Below are 16,385 nucleotides of genomic sequence, written 5' to 3'. Positions count from 1 at the left end.
GGGGTGATCTGGCCATAAAGCCGTCGTCTACCCTGTGCTAATATCCTGCCCCTGTTCATTATTTCCATATGGGTTGCCCATGAAGTTGTCCATGCCGCGTTTCGATCAAGCCCCGGTACTGGTGGTCGGCGATGTCATGCTCGACCGCTACTGGCATGGCGGTACTTCGCGTATCTCGCCTGAAGCGCCAGTCCCGGTGGTCAAGGTCGATCAGATCGAGGATCGCCCCGGCGGCGCGGCCAACGTTGCCTTGAACATCGCCGCCCTGGGCGCACCGGCTTCGCTGATTGGCGTCACCGGCCAGGACGAGGCCGCCGACAGCCTGGCCAACAGCCTGCAGGCTGCAGGCGTGCGCTCGGTGTTCCAGCGCATCGCGCACCAGCCGACCATCGTCAAGCTGCGGGTCATGAGCCGTCACCAGCAGTTGCTGCGCATCGATTTCGAAGAACCGTTCGCCACCGACCCGCTGTCGCTGGGTGCCGAGGTCGACAGCCTGCTCGAAGGCGTCAAGGTGCTGGTCCTGTCCGACTACGGCAAGGGCGCACTGAAAAACCACCAGAGCCTGATCCAGGCGGCGCGGGCCAAGGGCATTCCGGTGCTGGCCGACCCCAAGGGCAAGGACTTTTCCATCTACCGTGGCGCCAGCCTGATCACCCCCAACCTCAGCGAGTTCGAGACCATTGTCGGCCGCTGCGCCGATGAGGCCGAGCTGGTCGCCAAGGGCCTGCAGCTGCTGCAGGACCTGGACCTGGGCGCCTTGCTGGTGACCCGTGGCGAGCATGGCATGACCTTGCTGCGCAGCGGCCAGCCGGCGCTGCACCTGCCGGCGCGGGCGCGTGAAGTGTTCGACGTGACCGGTGCCGGTGATACCGTCATCTCCACCCTCGCGGCGGCCATTGCTGCCGGCGAGGACCTGCCCCACGCAGTGGCCCTGGCCAACCTGGCGGCGGGCATCGTGGTCGGCAAGCTGGGTACGGCTGCGATCAGCGCCCCCGAGCTGCGCCGGGCGATCCAGCGTGAGGAAGGCTCCGAGCGCGGCGTGCTGGGCCTGGAGCAGCTGCTGCTGGCCATCGATGACGCGCGGGCGCACAAAGAGAAGATCGTCTTCACCAACGGCTGCTTCGACATCCTGCATGCCGGGCATGTCACCTACCTGGAGCAGGCGCGGGCCCAGGGCGATCGCCTGATCGTCGCGGTCAACGATGATGCCTCGGTCAGCCGCCTGAAAGGGCCGGGCCGGCCGATCAACAGCGTCGACCGGCGTATGGCCGTGCTGGCCGGGCTGGGGGCGGTGGACTGGGTGATCAGCTTCCCCGAGGGCACGCCGGAGAACCTGCTGAGCCAGGTCAAGCCGGATGTGCTGGTCAAGGGTGGTGACTATGGCATCGACCAGGTGGTGGGGGCCGATATCGTCAAGTCCTATGGCGGTACCGTGAAGGTGCTGGGGCTGGTCGAGAACAGCTCGACCACGGCGATCGTCGAGAAGATTCGCAAGAACTGATGCTTTGGGGGCTGCTGTGCAGCCCTTCGCGGGCATGCCCGCTCCCACAAGTACGGCGCAGGCTTGAGCATTACACCGCTCCTGTGTGGGAGCGGGCGTGCCCGCGAAGGGCCGCATAGCGGCCCCAATCATCATTTATGCAGTGAAGTACGCGCCCGCTCCAGCAGTTCCCGCGCCTTGTCGCCAAACCGCTGCAGGTGCGATGCCCGCACCGGCTTGCTCTCCACCAGCCCCTGCTGCTTCACCCAATCCCTCCAGCGCACCCGCTCGTCCGTGACCACCCAGCCCTCCTGCCGTGCAAAACTTTCGGCCAGGTACAGCCCGCGCGTGCTCGCCGGCACCAGTTCGTCTTTCTTCACGGTATACAGCTCAGCCAGTGGCTGGCCGTCCTTCAACGGCATCAGGTACAGGTCCGGCCGTTTGCGGTTGAGCCGCGCCACCAGTTGGTCGCCCTCCAGCCGCTCATCCACGTGGAACAGGCTGAGTTTCTTGGCGTCCCGGGGTACCTGCAGGCGCATGTCATAGATCAGTTGCAGCGAGGCGGTGGGCAAGTGCACATACGCCCGTGGCCGTTCCAGCAGCATCAGCTTGCCGCAGTGCACCGGGCGCGCCGCACCGGACTCCGGGGCCAGCACGAAGTGTGGCGTTTCGCGGTAGTGCAGGGCGGCAGCGTAGGGCACCGGCAGCCAGGTGTCGTTGAAGCGCCCGCCCAGCCAGCCCTCCGGGGTTTCCAGCAGGCATTCCTCGGCCACTTCCTGCACGGCGGTGTGCAACGGCAGGTTCAGCTCCTGCGCCGGTACATAGCCGGAAATCAGTTTCAGCACCACATCGCCACGGTCTTGCCGGCGCTGACGTACCAGCACCCAGTAATCGCGGTTCTGCCAATGCAGGGTCAGCCGCACCGACACGCCCAGGTTGGCCAGTTCGACCACGAAGCGCTGCACGTCGGGCAGCTGGATGGCCTTGCGCCGCTGTTGGGTCTGGGCAAAGTTCAGCGGCATGCCGATGCTCTGGTAGATCAGCCCTTCGGGCGTGGCCTCGACATGCAGCGGCAGTGTCTTGAAGTTGCTCGGGTTCTTGCGGATCAGCGTTCGCGCCACGAGGCTCCTCCTTGCGTCGGGTCAGTCTCCAGGCCCTTGGGCCTGGGGCAACTCAATGCTGGCCCAGGATACGGGCGACGGTGGCCACGTTGTGGGCCAGGTGCAACGGATTGATGGTGCCGACGATAGCACTGCTGACGCCCGGGTGGGCGAACAGCAGTTCGAAGCTGGCTTGCACCGGGTCGATGCCCGGGGCCAGGCAGATATGCCCGCTGGCCAGGGCCTTCTTCACCAGGATGGCCTTGCCGTGTTCGGCAGCGTAGTCCAGCACCGGGCGTTCTGCCTGTTCGTTGAGGTTGTAGGTAACCATGGCGCAGTCACCTTGCTCCAGCGCCTTCAGGCCGCCGGCGACGGTCTTGCCGGACAGGCCGAAGCCGAGGATCTTGCCCTCCTGCTTGAGCTCGGCCAGGGTCTGGTAGACCTCCTGCTGTTCAAGGATCGCCAGGTCGTTGCCGTCGGAGTGCACCAGCACCAGCTCGATACGGTCGGTTTCCAGTCGCCGCAGGCTGCGCTCCACAGAGCGGCGGGTGTGGGCGGCGCTGAAATCGAAGTGCGACTGGCCGTTGTCGAATTCTTCGCCAACCTTGCTGACGATTACCCATTCATCGCGCTCGCCGCGCAACAGCGGGCCCAGGCGTTCTTCGCTGCGGCCATAGGCCGGGGCGGTGTCGATCAGGTTGATGCCCAGCTCGCGGGCCTGGGCCAACAGCAGGCGGGCTTCGTCATCGCCGGGGATGGTGAAGCCGGTGGGGTACTTCACGCCCTGGTCGCGGCCCAGCTTGACCGTGCCCAGGCCTAGCGGCGAAACCTTGAAACCGGTGCTGCCCAATGGGCGATGGAAGTCGTGCAGGGTGGGCAGGCTCATGGCAGCAGTCGCTCCCAGGCCGGTACGCCCAGCGGTGGGCGTGGCAGGTCGGCCAGGTCGGCCTGCGCCTGTGGGCGGATGCCGTCGCGCTCCAGGTGGCTGATGACCCGGTCGCTGAAGTCCGGTGCCAGGGCCAGCTTGGTCGGCCAGCCGACCAGCAGGCGTTGCTGGTCGGCGAGGAAGGCGTTGTCCGGGCGTACCAGGCCTGATTGTGCAGGTTCCGCGCGGTCGACCCGCAGGGTGGCCCAGCGCACCTGGCTCTGGTCGACCCATGGCAGCAGGCTGGCGATTTCTTTCTGTGCCGCGGCGATTTGCGCAGCCGGTTCGCGGGCAACGCCATCGGCTTCGGCCAGGTCGCCGCCCAGGTACCAGACCCACTGGCCATCGGCGGCCGGGTGGGTGGTAACCGTCACCCGTGGCTTCGGCCCGCCGCCCAGGCAATGGGCGTAAAGTGGTTTCAGGTTGGCACCCTTGGCCATGACCATGTGCAGTGGGCGTGTCTGCATGGCCGGCTGGCTCAGCCCCAGGCCATGCAGCAGGTCTTCGGTGCCGGCGCCGGCGCTGAGCACGATGCGCTGGGCGCGGATGTCGCGCTCGTCCACGCGCAGGCCGATCAGGTCGTCGCCCTCGCGCAGTGGCTCGATGCGTTCACCGGCCAGCAGGCTGTCGCCTGCCAGTTCGGCCAGGTTGGCCAGCAGGCTGGGCACGTCGATGACCAGCTCGGCCAGGCGATAGACCTTGCCCTTGAAGGCGCGGTCCTGCAGCGCGGGTGGCAGTTGCTCGCCCTTCACCTGGTCGACCCTGCCGCGCACGGCCTTGCTGGCGAAGAAGCTGGTGAGGTTGCCGGCCAGGGTGCCTGGCGACCACAGGTAGTGGGCGTCGGACAGCAGGCGGGTGCTGGTCAGGTCCAGCTCGCCGCTGCCGCTCAGCGCTTCGCGCCAGCGGCGCGGCATGTCGGCGATGGCTTCCGAGGCGCCGGTGAGGGCGCCGTGCAGGGCGTACTTGGTGCCGCCATGGATGATGCCCTGGGACTTGATGGTCTGCTCGCCGCCAAGGCTGGCGCGTTCCACCAATACTGTCGAATAGCCCAGACGGCGCAGGCGGGCATTGAGCCAGAGGCCTGCGACCCCGGCGCCGACGATCAGCACGTCAGTGGAAATGGCGGATGGCATGGCGGTACCTCGAAGACTGGGACAGCTGGCAAGTATACAGGGTCGCGCCTGCGGGGGCTTTGCGATCCTTGGGGCTGCTGTGCAGCCCATCGCGACACAAGGCCGCTCCCACAGGTAGAGCACATGCTTTTGTGGGAGCGGCCTTGTGTCGCGAAAGGGCCGCAAAGCGGCCCCGACAATATTCAGGCGAACATCAATGCCCAGCCGTCTTCGAAAACAGCTGAATCACCACCACCCCTCCCACAATCATCGCCATCCCCAGCATCGCCGGTACATCCAGCTTCTGCCCATAGATCACCAGTGCCGCCACACTGATCAGCACAATCCCCAGCCCAGACCAGACGGCATAGGCGATCCCCACCGGAATGCTGCGCACCACCAGGGTGAGCATCCAGAACGCGATGCCATAGCCAACCACCATCAGCAGCAACGGCAAGGGCGTGCTCAAGCCTTTCACCGCTTTCATGGACGCGGTGGCGATGACTTCGGCGCAGATGGCGATGGCGAGGTAGGTGTAGGCATTCATGGCGAGATCCTCCGGTAACTGGGTGGGCATTCTAGGCGTTACCTGGATGGGGTAAAGTCATTACCTATCAGTATGGGAGATAGGTCGATGGCCGAGCAGTGGAACCTTGAACAGCTACGTACCTTCCTGCGCGTTGCAGAACTGCGCTCCTTCTCTGCCGTGGCCCGCGAGCAGCGCAAGGCCCAGTCGGCGATCAGCAGCGCGATCGCCCTGCTCGAAACCGACCTGGGGGTCACCTTGTTCGAGCGCAGCAGTGGCCGGCAACCCAAACTGACCGAGAACGGCAGCGCCCTGCTGGAGGATGCCCGTGAACTGTTGCGCCAGTGTGAGCGCCTGGATGGCCGTGCGTTGGCGCTGATGCGCGGGCAGGAGGCCCTGCTGCGGGTCGCCCAGGACGAAGCCATGCCCTATCAGCCGGTCATCGACAGCCTCGACGAGCTGGCCAGCCGCTACCCGTTCCTGGAGGTGCAGCTGGCCAGCGGCGCCCAGGGCGACGTGGCGCGCAAGCTGGTTGAGCGGCGCGCCGACCTTGGCCTGTTCTTCCACCACGAGAGCATCCCGGCTTCGCTGGAGCGGCGGGCTCTGGGCAGTGTGGAAATGGTCACGGTGTGCGCGGTCGGCCACCCGCTCGCCGGCGAAGGCCGGGTCACTCGCCAGCAACTGGCGCGCCATCGACAATTGCTGATCGCCCCGCAGCAAAGCGGCTACCCCGGCGGCGAGGCGATCAGCCCGCAGGTGTGGCGCGCCGACAGCTTCTACGCCATGGCCGAACTGCTGATGCGCGGCCTGGGCTGGGCCTGGCTGCCGCGGCACGTGGTGCAGTACCCGACCTACCAGGCGCACATGGTCGAACTGGACAGCGAGTGGCGGCCACCGGCCTTGGTGGTGGAACTGGCCTGGCGCCGTGACGCGCCACTGGGGCCGGCCGCGCAGTGGCTGGCCGAGCGCTTTGCGGTGCACCTGCGCGCGATCGGGTAAACTCCGCGGCCATGAACAGAACTCTCTATACCTTGTTGTTTCACCTGGGCCTGCCGCTGGTTGCGCTGCGCCTGTACCTGCGCGCGCGCAAGGCGCCGGCCTATGGCCAACGCATCGGCGAGCGCTTTGCCTTCAAGCTGCCGGTCATGCGCCAGGGCGGCATCTGGGTGCACGCGGTATCGGTGGGCGAGAGCATTGCAGCGGCACCGATGGTGCGTGCCTTGCTCAAGGCCTACCCGGGATTGCCGATCACACTGACCTGCATGACTCCGACCGGATCCGAGCGTATTCGCGCCATGTTCGCCGACGAACCGCGCGTGCAGCATTGCTACCTGCCCTACGACCTGCCTTGGGCGGCAGGGCGTTTTCTTGATCATGTGCAGCCGAAGCTGGGCATCATCATGGAGACCGAGCTGTGGCCCAACCACATTCACCAGTGTGCGAAGCGCGGCATTCCGGTAGCGCTGGCCAACGCACGCTTGTCTGAGCGCTCGGCCCGTGGCTATGGGCGTTTTGCCAGGCTGACCCGGCCCATGCTGGCCGAGATGAGCCTGATTGCCGTGCAGACCGAAACCGAGGCCCGGCGCTTCCGTGACCTGGGCGCGCGTCCGGAGTGCGTGCAGGTCACCGGTTCGATCAAGTTCGACCTGAAGATCGATGAGCAACTGTTGCCGCGTGCCAGGGCATTGCGTGAACAGTGGGGGGCTGCACAGCGCCCGGTGTGGATCGCCGCCAGCACCCATGAAGGTGAAGACGCATTGATCCTGCAGGCACATCGGCAGTTGTTGCAGGTGCATGGCGATGCCCTGCTGATCCTGGTGCCGCGCCACCCCGAGCGCTTCGCTGCGGTGCATGCGCTGTGCAGCGAACAGTTCACCACCGTGCGCCGCTCTGCCGGCACGCCGGTCGATGCGCAGACGCCGGTACTGCTCGGCGACACCATGGGCGAGTTGCTATTCCTCTATGCCTTGGCCGACATCGCCTTCGTCGGTGGCAGCCTGGTGGCGACTGGCGGGCACAACCCGCTGGAGCCGGCGGCGCTGGCCTTGCCGGTGCTGATGGGGCCGCATGTGTTCAACTTCCTCGAAATCAGCGCGATGCTGCGCGAGGCGGGGGCGTTGCAGCAGGTGGATGATGCCGACGGGCTGGCCGAGGCGGTGCGGCGGCTGGTCGAGTTGCCGCAGGACGCGCAGCGCATGGGCGAGGCGGGCAGGGCGGTGATGCGGGCCAACCAGGGGGCCTTGCAACGGTTGCTCGATGGGCTGGGTGCGTTTATCCGCTGATTTTTGCATTGGCTTCTTCGCGGGCTCGCCCGCTCCCACAGGATTGATGCATGCTTCGAGGGCTGCGCAATCCCTGTGGGAGCGGGCGAGCCCGCGAAGAAGCCAACACCTATCTCAAGGCCTGCGCTCGAAGTTCTTGGCGGCGGCGGCAGCCAGGTCCGGTGGCAGGAAGTCCTTGTCCGGGTTGTAGTCCGGCTTCAGGTACTGCTTGAGGTCCTGCAGGTCCTGCGGGCTCAAGGTGCCGGCTGCCTGCTTCAGGCTCAGGTTGTCGAGGATGTAGTCATAGCGGCTGTTGTTGTAGTCGCGTACCGAGGTGTACAGCTGGCGCTGGGCATCGAGCACGTCGACGATATTGCGGGTACCCACCTGGTAGCCGATCTCGGTGGCTTCCAGCGCGCTCTGGTTGGAGATGATCGACTGCTTGCGCGCCTGCACCTGTTCCACGTCGGTGTTCACCGCGCGGTGCAGGTTGCGGGTGTTTTCCACCACCTGGCGGCGCAGGCTTTCGCGCTGCTGCTCGCTCTGGCTCAGGCGCTGGTAGGCCTCGCGCACCTGCGAACTGGTCAGGCCGCCGCTGTAGATCGGGATGTTCAACTGCAGGCCGATGCTGGTCTGCTCGACGTCGCCACTGTAGTGCACGTTTGGCTGGGCAGCCGAGTTGGTGAAGCCAAGATTGTCGTTGTCGCCTTTCTGGTACTTGGCAACCGCATCCAGCGTCGGCGCATGGCCGGCCTTGCGCTGGCGCAGGGTTTCCTCGGCAGCGGTGACCGCGTGGTTGGTAGCCAGCAGGTTGAGGTTCTGGCGCCCGGCGGTTTCAACCCAGGCCTTGGCGTCGTTGGGCGTTGGCACCTGTACCGGTAGGGTATGCACCACGCCCTGGATCGAGGTGTACTCGCGGTTGGTCAGGGTAACCAGTGCCTCGAAGGCATCCTGTACCTGGCGCTCGGCAATGATCCGGTTGGCCCGTGCCGTGTCATAGCTAGCTTGGGATTGCAGTACGTCGGTCTTGTCGGAAAGGCCGACGTCGAACCGTTCGTTGGACTGGTCCAGCTGGCGCTTGAAGGCAGCTTCCTCAGCCTTGGTCGCGGCCAGGTTGTCCTGGGCGCGGAGCACGGCGAAGTAGTTTTGCGCGGTTTGCAGGATCAGGTTCTGCTCGGTCGCCGACAGCTCCAGTGCCGCCTGCTCGTTGACCGCCTCGGCCGCCTGCAACTGGAACCAGCGGTCAGCGCGAAAGATCGGTTGCGCCAGGGTCGCGCTCCAGGTATTGCCGCTGCGGTTGCTGGTGGCCGACGGCTCGTCGAACTTGGTGCGGGTGTTCTGCATCTCGGCACCGGCCGAAAGATTGGGCAGCAACCCGGCACGGGCCTGCGGCACCACTTCGCGGCGGGCGCCGTAATCGGCGCGGGCTGCAGCCAGGTCAGCATTATTGTCGACCGCTTCCTGGTAGACGCTGACCAGGTCGGTCTTCACTGTTTGGGGCACGTCCGCTGCCCAGACCACTCCGTTGGACGCACAAGACACGGCTATTGCCAGTGAGAGTTTGCGCAGCATAGAGGCAATCCTTGTACGAAATTGAATTACTGAACTGTTGAGTATCGAGCGACGGGCCAGTTTAGTGCCATGCGCACCCGGCAACAATCGCTCGGGGTGCCTTTCATCATCCGCGCATTTACCTGCTTGGCTTTGCCGACCACTCCAGTCTAGACTGCGCATGTTCTTGTCGGGGTGCCTTGAAGCAAAGGCTGAGATCGCAAAGTTGCGGATCCCGTTGAACCTGATCAGGTTAGCGCCTGCGTAGGGAACAAGATTGCTCGCCTTCCCGGGGAGCCTCTTGTGCCAGGTCCGGGATTGTCACAGTTGCATGCAGCTTCAGGCACCCCCATATCCGGCACTGCACCCATGAAGGGTGCGTCCGCGCCTTTCAGGTTCACCCCGACATTCCACTGCTAGGAAGCCGTCTGGAGAGCCTGTGATGACCAAACAAGAAAAAGCGATCAACCTCAGCGAATCGGCACAAGTCGATCAGCAGTCCGTGCAACCGTTCCCGCGTTCGCGCAAGGTGTATGTCGAAGGCTCGCGCCCGGACATCCGCGTGCCCATGCGTGAAATCAGCCTGGACGACACCCCGACCGATTTCGGTGGCGAGTCCAATGCCCCGGTACTGGTCTACGATACTTCCGGCCCGTACACCGACCCCAACGTGGTCATCGACGTGCGCAAGGGCCTGGCCGACGTGCGTTCGGCATGGATCGACGCACGTGGTGACACCGAGCGCCTTGCCGGCCTGAGCTCCGATTTCGGCCAGCAGCGCCTGAACGATGCCGAACTGGCCAAGCTGCGTTTCGCCCACGTGCGCAACCCGCGTCGCGCCAAGGCGGGCGCCAACGTCTCGCAGATGCACTATGCCCGCCAGGGCATCATCACTGCCGAGATGGAATACGTGGCCATCCGCGAAAACATGAAGCTGCAAGAGGCACGCGCCGCCGGCCTGCTCGACGAGCAGCACGCCGGCCACAGCTTCGGGGCCAACATTCCGAAAGAAATCACCCCCGAGTTCGTTCGCCAGGAAATCGCCCGTGGCCGCGCGATCATCCCGGCCAACATCAACCACCCGGAACTGGAGCCGATGATCATCGGCCGCAACTTCCTGGTGAAGATCAACGGCAACATCGGCAACAGTGCCTTGGGTTCCTCGATCGAGGAAGAAGTGGCCAAACTGACCTGGGGCATCCGCTGGGGTTCGGACACGGTCATGGACCTGTCCACCGGCAAGCACATTCACGAAACCCGTGAGTGGATCATCCGCAACTCGCCGGTGCCGATTGGTACCGTGCCGATCTACCAGGCCCTGGAAAAGGTCAACGGCGTGGCCGAAGACCTGACCTGGGAGCTGTTCCGCGACACCCTGATCGAGCAGGCCGAGCAGGGCGTTGACTACTTCACCATCCACGCCGGTGTGCTGCTGCGCTATGTGCCGCTGACCGCCAAGCGCGTCACCGGTATCGTCAGCCGCGGTGGCTCGATCATGGCCAAGTGGTGCCTGGCGCACCACAAGGAAAACTTCCTGTACACCCACTTCGAAGAAATCTGCGAAATCATGAAGGCCTACGACGTCAGCTTCTCGCTGGGCGACGGCCTGCGCCCCGGCTCGATTGCCGACGCCAACGATGCTGCACAGTTCGGTGAACTGGAAACCCTCGGCGAGCTGACCAAGATTGCCTGGAAGCACGACGTGCAGTGCATGATCGAAGGCCCTGGCCACGTGCCGATGCAGCTGATCAAGGAGAACATGGACAAGCAGCTGGAGTGCTGCGACGAGGCGCCGTTCTACACCCTCGGCCCGCTGACCACCGACATCGCGCCTGGCTACGACCACATCACCTCGGGCATTGGTGCGGCGATGATCGGCTGGTTCGGTTGCGCCATGCTCTGCTACGTCACGCCCAAGGAGCACCTGGGCCTGCCGAACAAGGATGACGTGAAGACCGGCATCATCACCTACAAGATCGCCGCTCATGCCGCCGACCTTGCCAAGGGCCACCCGGGCGCGCAGATTCGTGACAACGCCTTGTCCAAGGCGCGCTTCGAATTCCGTTGGGAAGACCAGTTCAACCTCGGCCTGGACCCGGACACTGCCCGTGCCTACCACGACGAGACCCTGCCGAAGGAATCGGCCAAGGTCGCGCACTTCTGCTCGATGTGCGGGCCGAAGTTCTGCTCGATGAAGATCACCCAGGAAGTACGCGAGTACGCCGCCAAGATCGAAACCGTGGATGTGACGGTCGAGCAAGGCATGCGCGAGCAGGCCGAGCGGTTCCGCCAGGAAGGCAGCCAGCTGTATCACAAAGTCTAAGACCGCTGGGGCCGCTTTGCGGCCCTTTCGCGACGCAAGGCCGCTCCCACAGGGACCGCGCAAGGCTTGAGGCCAACGCGGTTTTTGTGGGAGCGGCCTTGTGTCGCGATACGAGGACGCAGTCCTCGCCAGGAACACCAACAACATTGCCGGCGAGCGCCAACCATGACATCACCCAGCCAATTCTCCCCCGACCACCCGGTCCCCATCGCCCAGCGCATCTTCGGCGCCCGCGACCTGTTCTCGCTATGGTTCTCCCTGGGCATCGGCCTGATGGTGCTGCAGGTCGGCGCCATGCTGGCCCCAGGCCTGGGCCTGGCCGGTGCGGTGCTGGCCATCGCCCTGGGCACCGGCGTGGGTGTGCTGTTGCTGGGGGCTGCCGGTGTCATCGGCAGCGACACTGGCCTGTCGGCCATGGGCACCCTGAAACTCAGCCTGGGCGGCCATGGCGCGCGCTTGCCGGCGCTACTCAACCTGCTGCAACTGGTGGGCTGGGGCGCGTTCGAGATCATTGTCATGCGCGATGCCGCCAGCCTGCTGGGCGCGCGGGCGTTCGGTGAAGCCAGTGCCTGGAACAGCCCGATGCTCTGGACCCTGTGCTTCGGCGCCCTGGCCACCTTGCTCGCGGTCGGTGGGCCGCTGGCGTTCGTGCGCAAGGTACTGCGCACCTGGGGCATCTGGCTGCTGCTGGGCGCGTGCCTGTGGCTGACCTGGAACCTGTTCGCCAAGGCTGACCTGGCAGCACTGTGGAACCGCGCCGGTGACGGTTCGATGTCGCTGGCCGTGGGCTTCGACATTGCCATCGCCATGCCGCTTTCCTGGTTGCCGCTGATCGCCGACTACTCGCGTTTTGCCCGCAACGGCAAACAGGTATTCGGCGGTACGGTGCTGGGCTACTTCATCGGCAACACCTGGCTGATGAGCCTGGGCGTGGGCTACACCTTGGCCTTTGCCGGCAGCGGCGAAGCCAACGCCCTGCTGCTTGCCCTGGCGGGCGCCGGCATGGGCATTCCATTGCTGCTGATTCTGCTGGACGAGTCGGAAAAGGCGTTTGCCGACATACACTCGGCGGCCGTTTCCACCGGTGTGCTGGTACGCCTGAAGGTCGAGCACCTGGCGCTGGCCATTGGTGTGTTGTGCACGCTGATCGCCCTGCTGGCGCCACTGGCACAGTACGAAAACTTCCTGCTGCTGATCGGTTCGGTGTTCGCACCGCTGTTCGGTGTGGTACTGATGGACCACTACGTGATCCGTCGCCGCCGCCTGCCGGCACAGGTGAATGGCTTGCACTGGCAGGCACTGCTGGCCTGGGTGGTGGGTGTGGCGGCGTACCATGTGATCGCCGCACAAGCGCCGGACCTGGGGGCGACCCTGCCGGCATTGCTGCTGGCAGGGCTACTGCACGGGCTGCTCAGCTTCAGCCGCGGCCGGGAAACAGTTCAGGCTTGAGCACGCCATTCAGGCGCGGGTAGGGGATCTTCAATTCCACGTGGCCCATGGAGTAGGGCGCGATGCTATAGACCTCGTACTTGACCACCACCGCGCCGTACGTCAGGGCGATGTGCGGCGACTGCTTGAACGGCCAGGTCTTGATGAACTCGGCGTCCTTGTCCATGCCCACGCTGATCAGCCAGGCGCGGTGCGATTCCTCGACGGTTTTCCAGAAGGTGTCTTCCTGGCCGGGCACCAGCATGTCCTGCAGGGTCAGCACCTTGTCCAGCTTGCGCGAATAGTTGATGAAACCACGCCCGGGCATGCCGTGGGCGCCGCCGCTGTCCAGGTAGCTGGACAGTTCGATGATCACCAGTCCGTCATGCTGCTCGCGTACCTTGGCCTGCAGGTAGCTGCTGTTGCGCTTGTCGGCGCTGGCCAGGTACTGCTGCTCGTAGGCTTGCAGGGTGGCCGGTGCGTTGCCGCGCTGGTTGTCTTCGGTCAGTTGCAGCAGGCGTTTCTCGACGATGCCATCGAGCTTGGGCAAGGCCGGGAAATGGATCATGTCGATGTTCACCAGCGGGCAGTCGCTTTCGCTGCAGCCGGGTTTGACATGCTCCCAGGCATCGCGCTTGACCTCGAGCGGCGCCCGGTAGTTGGGCGTGAACAGGCTTTGGCAGGCACCCAGGGCCAGGGCCAGCACAGCCACGGAAGTCAGTTTGACAAGTGTCATGGGGATCCTTGCAGAACAGGGAAAAGTCGGCCTTTGACCGTCTGCGCGGCCTTCAGTTCGCCACTAAGCTAACAGAGAGAAGGCGCGCTGTCCCGAGTGCGCGAACGGTTGCCGGAAAGGGATGAAACCGGCAGGCGTGCAGAGTAGGATGGCGCGATGCGGTATTCGAGGTAATGAGGATTTCCATGTCAGACGCGTTGAACTCAGTGCCCAAGGGCTTCGAAATCATCGAGCGGGCCAATTGCTTCCAGGGCTTTTACAAGCTCGACAAGCTACGCCTGCGCCACGAGTTGTTTGCCGGGGGCATGGGCCGCGAGATCAGCCGCGAACTGTTTGTGCGCCATGATGCGGTGTGCGTGCTGCCCTACGACCCGCAACGCGACGAGGTGGTGCTGATCGAGCAGTTCCGTGTGGGGGCGCTGGACAAGGTGGGCAACCCCTGGCTGATCGAGATGGTGGCCGGGCTGATCGACAAGGACGAGCAACCCGAGGAAGTCGCCCACCGCGAAGCCGAAGAAGAAGCCGGCCTGACCTTCAGCGCCCTGTGGCCGATGACCCGTTACTTCCCGTCGCCCGGCGGCAGTGACGAATACGTTCACCTGTTCCTCGGCCGTTGCAGCAGCGAAGGGGCAGGCGGCCTGCACGGCCTGGAAGAAGAGGGCGAGGACATTCGCGTGCGCGTGTGGTCGTTCGAGGATGCCTTGCAGGCAGTGCGCGACGGGCGCATCTGCAACGCGGCGACCATCATCGGCCTGCAGTGGCTGGCGCTGAACCGTGACGAAGTACGAGGTATGTGGAAGTGAACCTGCTGCGCGAGCGTTATCGGGTCGACCTGGTCGGGCTGCAGGCAGCCTGCGAGGCCAACTACGCCCGGCTGATGCGCCTGTTGCCCGACATGCGTACCACCCAGAGCTCGCGCCGCATCGGCATGACCCAGGGCGACCAGATGCTTGGCGTGCTGGTGCTCGACGTGGTGCTGGCCTGCCCGTACACCACCACCCTGCACGTGCGCCAGGAGCACAGCCTGCCGTGGTTGCCGGTGCCGCACCTGGAAGTGCAGGTGTATCACGATGCGCGCATGGCCGAAGTGGTCAGTGCCGAACACACCCGGCGCTTGCGCAGCATCTACCCCTATCCCAACGAGGCCATGCACCAGCCGGACGAAAAGGCCCAGCTCAACCTGTTCCTCGGTGAATGGCTGAGCCACTGCCTGGCCTGTGGCCACGAGCTGGCAAGCGTTCGCTGAATTGTGACGTGGTTTGGGTGCGGGTGTTTGCTCGCAACCGTTGTACAGCCATAATTCGCGCTGAATCCGTTCGAGGAGACGGCCGTTGCCGCAGCCAGACCAAACGCGCCCCGTGCATGTGGTGCAACTGACCGATGCCCATCTGTTCGCCGACCCGGCCGGCAGCATGCTGGGTCTCAATACCCGTGACAGCCTGCGCCATGTGGTTGCCCAGGTGCGGCGGGAGCAACCGCTTGTCGACCTGCTGCTGTGCACTGGCGACCTTTCGCAGGACGCCAGCGTGGCGTCCTATGAGGCGTTCCGCGAGCTGACCGCACCGTTTGCCGTGCCTGCTCGCTGGTTGCCGGGCAACCATGACGAGGCGCGGGTCATGGCGCAGGTGGCGCCGGAACTGCTGCAGGCGGTAACCGATGTTGGTGCTTGGCGCATCGTCATGCTCAACACCGCAGTGTACGGCGCGACTCACGGTTTTTTGGAGAATGACCAGCTGGCAGTGCTGGAGGCCGCCTTGAAAGGGGCGGGCGAGCGGCATTGCCTGGTGTGTTTCCACCATCAGCCGGTGGACATCGGCTGTGCCTGGATCGCGCCGATCGGCTTGCGCAATGCCCAGGCGCTGTTCGATATCGTCGAGGGTTATCCACAGGTGCGAGCCTTGCTCTGGGGGCATGTGCACCAGGAATGGGATGAAGTGCGCGGCGGCCTGCGCCTGCTGGCTACGCCGTCGACCTGTATCCAGTTCGCGGCGCGTAGCGAGGATTTCCAGGTGAGCGAGGAGCAGCCGGGCTACCGCTGGTTGCGCCTGCATGCCGACGGGCGGTTGGAGACCGGGGTGAAGCGGGCGCTGGACTTCGAAGTGAAGCTCGACTTCGATAGCCCGGGGTATTGAGGATTTTGGGGCTGCTGCGCAGCCCTATCGCGACACAAGGCCGCTTCCCCAGGAGACCGCGTACCCCTGTTGAAGAATTTGTTGCTAAAACCCCTGTGCGGCGCCAAAAGCCGGCGAACGCGCTACACTGCGCGTCCCTGCGCCCGCATTATCAGGCGCGAAGCCACAGATTCCGGGGGCAGCATGTCGGGTTCCATCCTCTATATCCATGGCTTCAACAGCTCGCCGCTTTCCACCAAGGCGCGCCAACTCGAGGCCGTGATGCAGCAACTGGGCCTGTCGGCCCAATTGCGGGTGCCCGCCTTGCACCACCACCCACGGCAGGCCATCGCCCAGCTCGAAGCGGCCATCGCCGAGCTGGGTGCGCCATTACTGGTAGGCAGTTCGCTTGGCGGCTACTATGCCACCCATCTGGCCGAGCGCTATGGCCTCAAGGCCCTGCTGGTAAACCCGGCGGTAACGCCGCACAAGCATTTCGACGGCTACCTGGGCACCCAGCACAATCACTACACCGGTGAAGCCTGGGAGCTGACCCACGATCACGTGCAGGCCCTGGCCGAGCTGGAAGTACCAGCCCCGGGGGATGCCAGCCGCTATCAAGTGTGGCTGCAGACCGCCGATGAAACCCTGGACTATCGCCACGCCGAGCGCTATTACCGTGCTTGTGCCCTGCGCATCCAGGCCGGTGGCGACCACAGCTTCCAGGGCTTCGCCGAGCGCCTGCCGGCACTGCTGGCCTTCGCCGGCATTGCCCGTGGGCAGTATGCAGCGCTCGATTTTTCTGTATTTTGACCTATTGCATTCACCAGAC

General features: G+C 64.8%; 15 protein-coding genes and 1 riboswitch. Of the genes, 9 read left to right on the top strand and 6 right to left on the bottom strand.

The window, feature by feature from the left end:
* The first annotated feature begins 79 nt into the window (after positions 1-79).
* The gene (hldE, locus tag ACIQYU_RS15920; RefSeq protein WP_207828633.1) at positions 80-1,501 is read left to right on the top strand and encodes a bifunctional D-glycero-beta-D-manno-heptose-7-phosphate kinase/D-glycero-beta-D-manno-heptose 1-phosphate adenylyltransferase HldE; all 1,422 of its coding nucleotides are present in this window, start codon (positions 80-82) and stop codon (positions 1,499-1,501) included.
* 131 nt (positions 1,502-1,632) lie between these two features.
* Here hldE and ACIQYU_RS15915 read toward each other — a convergent pair whose 3' ends face one another.
* The 4 genes from ACIQYU_RS15915 to ACIQYU_RS15900 all read right to left on the bottom strand — a co-directional run bounded on the left by ACIQYU_RS15915 (position 1,633) and on the right by ACIQYU_RS15900 (position 5,164).
* Positions 1,633-2,601, bottom strand: coding sequence for a metal ABC transporter ATPase (locus tag ACIQYU_RS15915; RefSeq protein WP_207828634.1), 969 nt, complete (start codon positions 2,599-2,601; stop codon positions 1,633-1,635).
* A 52-nt stretch (positions 2,602-2,653) separates the two neighbouring features.
* Positions 2,654-3,466, bottom strand: a complete 813-nt coding sequence (locus tag ACIQYU_RS15910; RefSeq protein ID WP_207828635.1) for an aldo/keto reductase — start codon at positions 3,464-3,466, stop codon at positions 2,654-2,656.
* Positions 3,463-4,638, bottom strand: a complete 1,176-nt coding sequence (locus tag ACIQYU_RS15905; protein WP_207828636.1) for an FAD-binding oxidoreductase — start codon at positions 4,636-4,638, stop codon at positions 3,463-3,465. Before ACIQYU_RS15905 ends, ACIQYU_RS15910 begins: the two co-directional genes overlap by 4 nt.
* A gap of 193 nt (positions 4,639-4,831) precedes the next feature.
* Positions 4,832-5,164 carry a multidrug efflux SMR transporter gene (locus tag ACIQYU_RS15900; protein ID WP_063911950.1) on the bottom strand — a complete coding sequence of 111 codons (333 nt, stop codon included), beginning with the start codon at positions 5,162-5,164 and terminating at the stop codon, positions 4,832-4,834.
* Between the two features lie 87 nt (positions 5,165-5,251).
* Between ACIQYU_RS15900 and ACIQYU_RS15895 the strand changes: the two genes are divergently transcribed.
* Both ACIQYU_RS15895 and waaA read left to right on the top strand, forming a co-directional pair.
* Positions 5,252-6,142 carry a LysR family transcriptional regulator gene (locus ACIQYU_RS15895; protein ID WP_207828638.1) on the top strand — a complete coding sequence of 297 codons (891 nt, stop codon included), beginning with the start codon at positions 5,252-5,254 and terminating at the stop codon, positions 6,140-6,142.
* Between the two features lie 11 nt (positions 6,143-6,153).
* Positions 6,154-7,425: a lipid IV(A) 3-deoxy-D-manno-octulosonic acid transferase gene (waaA, locus tag ACIQYU_RS15890; RefSeq protein ID WP_207828640.1), complete on the top strand. Its 1,272-nt coding sequence runs from the start codon at positions 6,154-6,156 to the stop codon at positions 7,423-7,425.
* Positions 7,426-7,539: 114 nt separating this feature from the next.
* Here waaA and ACIQYU_RS15885 read toward each other — a convergent pair whose 3' ends face one another.
* Positions 7,540-8,976, bottom strand: coding sequence for a TolC family outer membrane protein (locus ACIQYU_RS15885; RefSeq protein WP_207828643.1), 1,437 nt, complete (start codon positions 8,974-8,976; stop codon positions 7,540-7,542).
* A 160-nt stretch (positions 8,977-9,136) separates the two neighbouring features.
* A riboswitch (TPP riboswitch) is annotated at positions 9,137-9,243 on the top strand.
* 154 nt (positions 9,244-9,397) lie between these two features.
* Between ACIQYU_RS15885 and thiC the strand changes: the two genes are divergently transcribed.
* Positions 9,398-11,278: a phosphomethylpyrimidine synthase ThiC gene (gene thiC, locus ACIQYU_RS15880; protein ID WP_087499604.1), complete on the top strand. Its 1,881-nt coding sequence runs from the start codon at positions 9,398-9,400 to the stop codon at positions 11,276-11,278.
* A gap of 165 nt (positions 11,279-11,443) precedes the next feature.
* Positions 11,444-12,727 carry a putative hydroxymethylpyrimidine transporter CytX gene (gene cytX, locus ACIQYU_RS15875; protein WP_207828645.1) on the top strand — a complete coding sequence of 428 codons (1,284 nt, stop codon included), beginning with the start codon at positions 11,444-11,446 and terminating at the stop codon, positions 12,725-12,727.
* On the opposite strand, the gene ACIQYU_RS15870 is transcribed toward cytX, so the two are convergent.
* A complete protein-coding gene (locus ACIQYU_RS15870) occupies positions 12,696-13,442 on the bottom strand; it encodes an RsiV family protein (RefSeq protein ID WP_046613356.1) in 747 nt (248 codons plus the stop codon). The two genes, cytX and ACIQYU_RS15870, sit on opposite strands and share 32 nt — an antisense overlap.
* A 185-nt stretch (positions 13,443-13,627) precedes the next feature.
* Between ACIQYU_RS15870 and ACIQYU_RS15865 the strand changes: the two genes are divergently transcribed.
* The 4 genes from ACIQYU_RS15865 (at position 13,628) to ACIQYU_RS15850 (ending at position 16,366) form a co-directional block, all read left to right on the top strand.
* Positions 13,628-14,245 (top strand): NUDIX domain-containing protein, encoded by a 618-nt coding sequence (locus tag ACIQYU_RS15865; RefSeq protein ID WP_063911945.1) that lies wholly within the window; start codon positions 13,628-13,630, stop codon positions 14,243-14,245.
* Positions 14,236-14,688, top strand: a complete 453-nt coding sequence (locus ACIQYU_RS15860; protein WP_016501905.1) for a DUF1249 domain-containing protein — start codon at positions 14,236-14,238, stop codon at positions 14,686-14,688. Before ACIQYU_RS15865 ends, ACIQYU_RS15860 begins: the two co-directional genes overlap by 10 nt.
* 85 nt (positions 14,689-14,773) lie before the next feature.
* Positions 14,774-15,574: a 3',5'-cyclic-AMP phosphodiesterase gene (gene cpdA / locus ACIQYU_RS15855; RefSeq protein WP_207828652.1), complete on the top strand. Its 801-nt coding sequence runs from the start codon at positions 14,774-14,776 to the stop codon at positions 15,572-15,574.
* 183 nt (positions 15,575-15,757) lie between these two features.
* Positions 15,758-16,366 (top strand): YqiA/YcfP family alpha/beta fold hydrolase, encoded by a 609-nt coding sequence (locus ACIQYU_RS15850; protein WP_207828654.1) that lies wholly within the window; start codon positions 15,758-15,760, stop codon positions 16,364-16,366.
* The last annotated feature ends 19 nt before the right edge of the window (positions 16,367-16,385 follow it).

The sequence above is a fragment of the Pseudomonas sp. NPDC096925 genome (assembly GCF_044762545.1).
Taxonomy (GTDB): domain Bacteria; phylum Pseudomonadota; class Gammaproteobacteria; order Pseudomonadales; family Pseudomonadaceae; genus Aquipseudomonas.
This window is presented reverse-complemented; position numbering and strand designations above follow the sequence as displayed.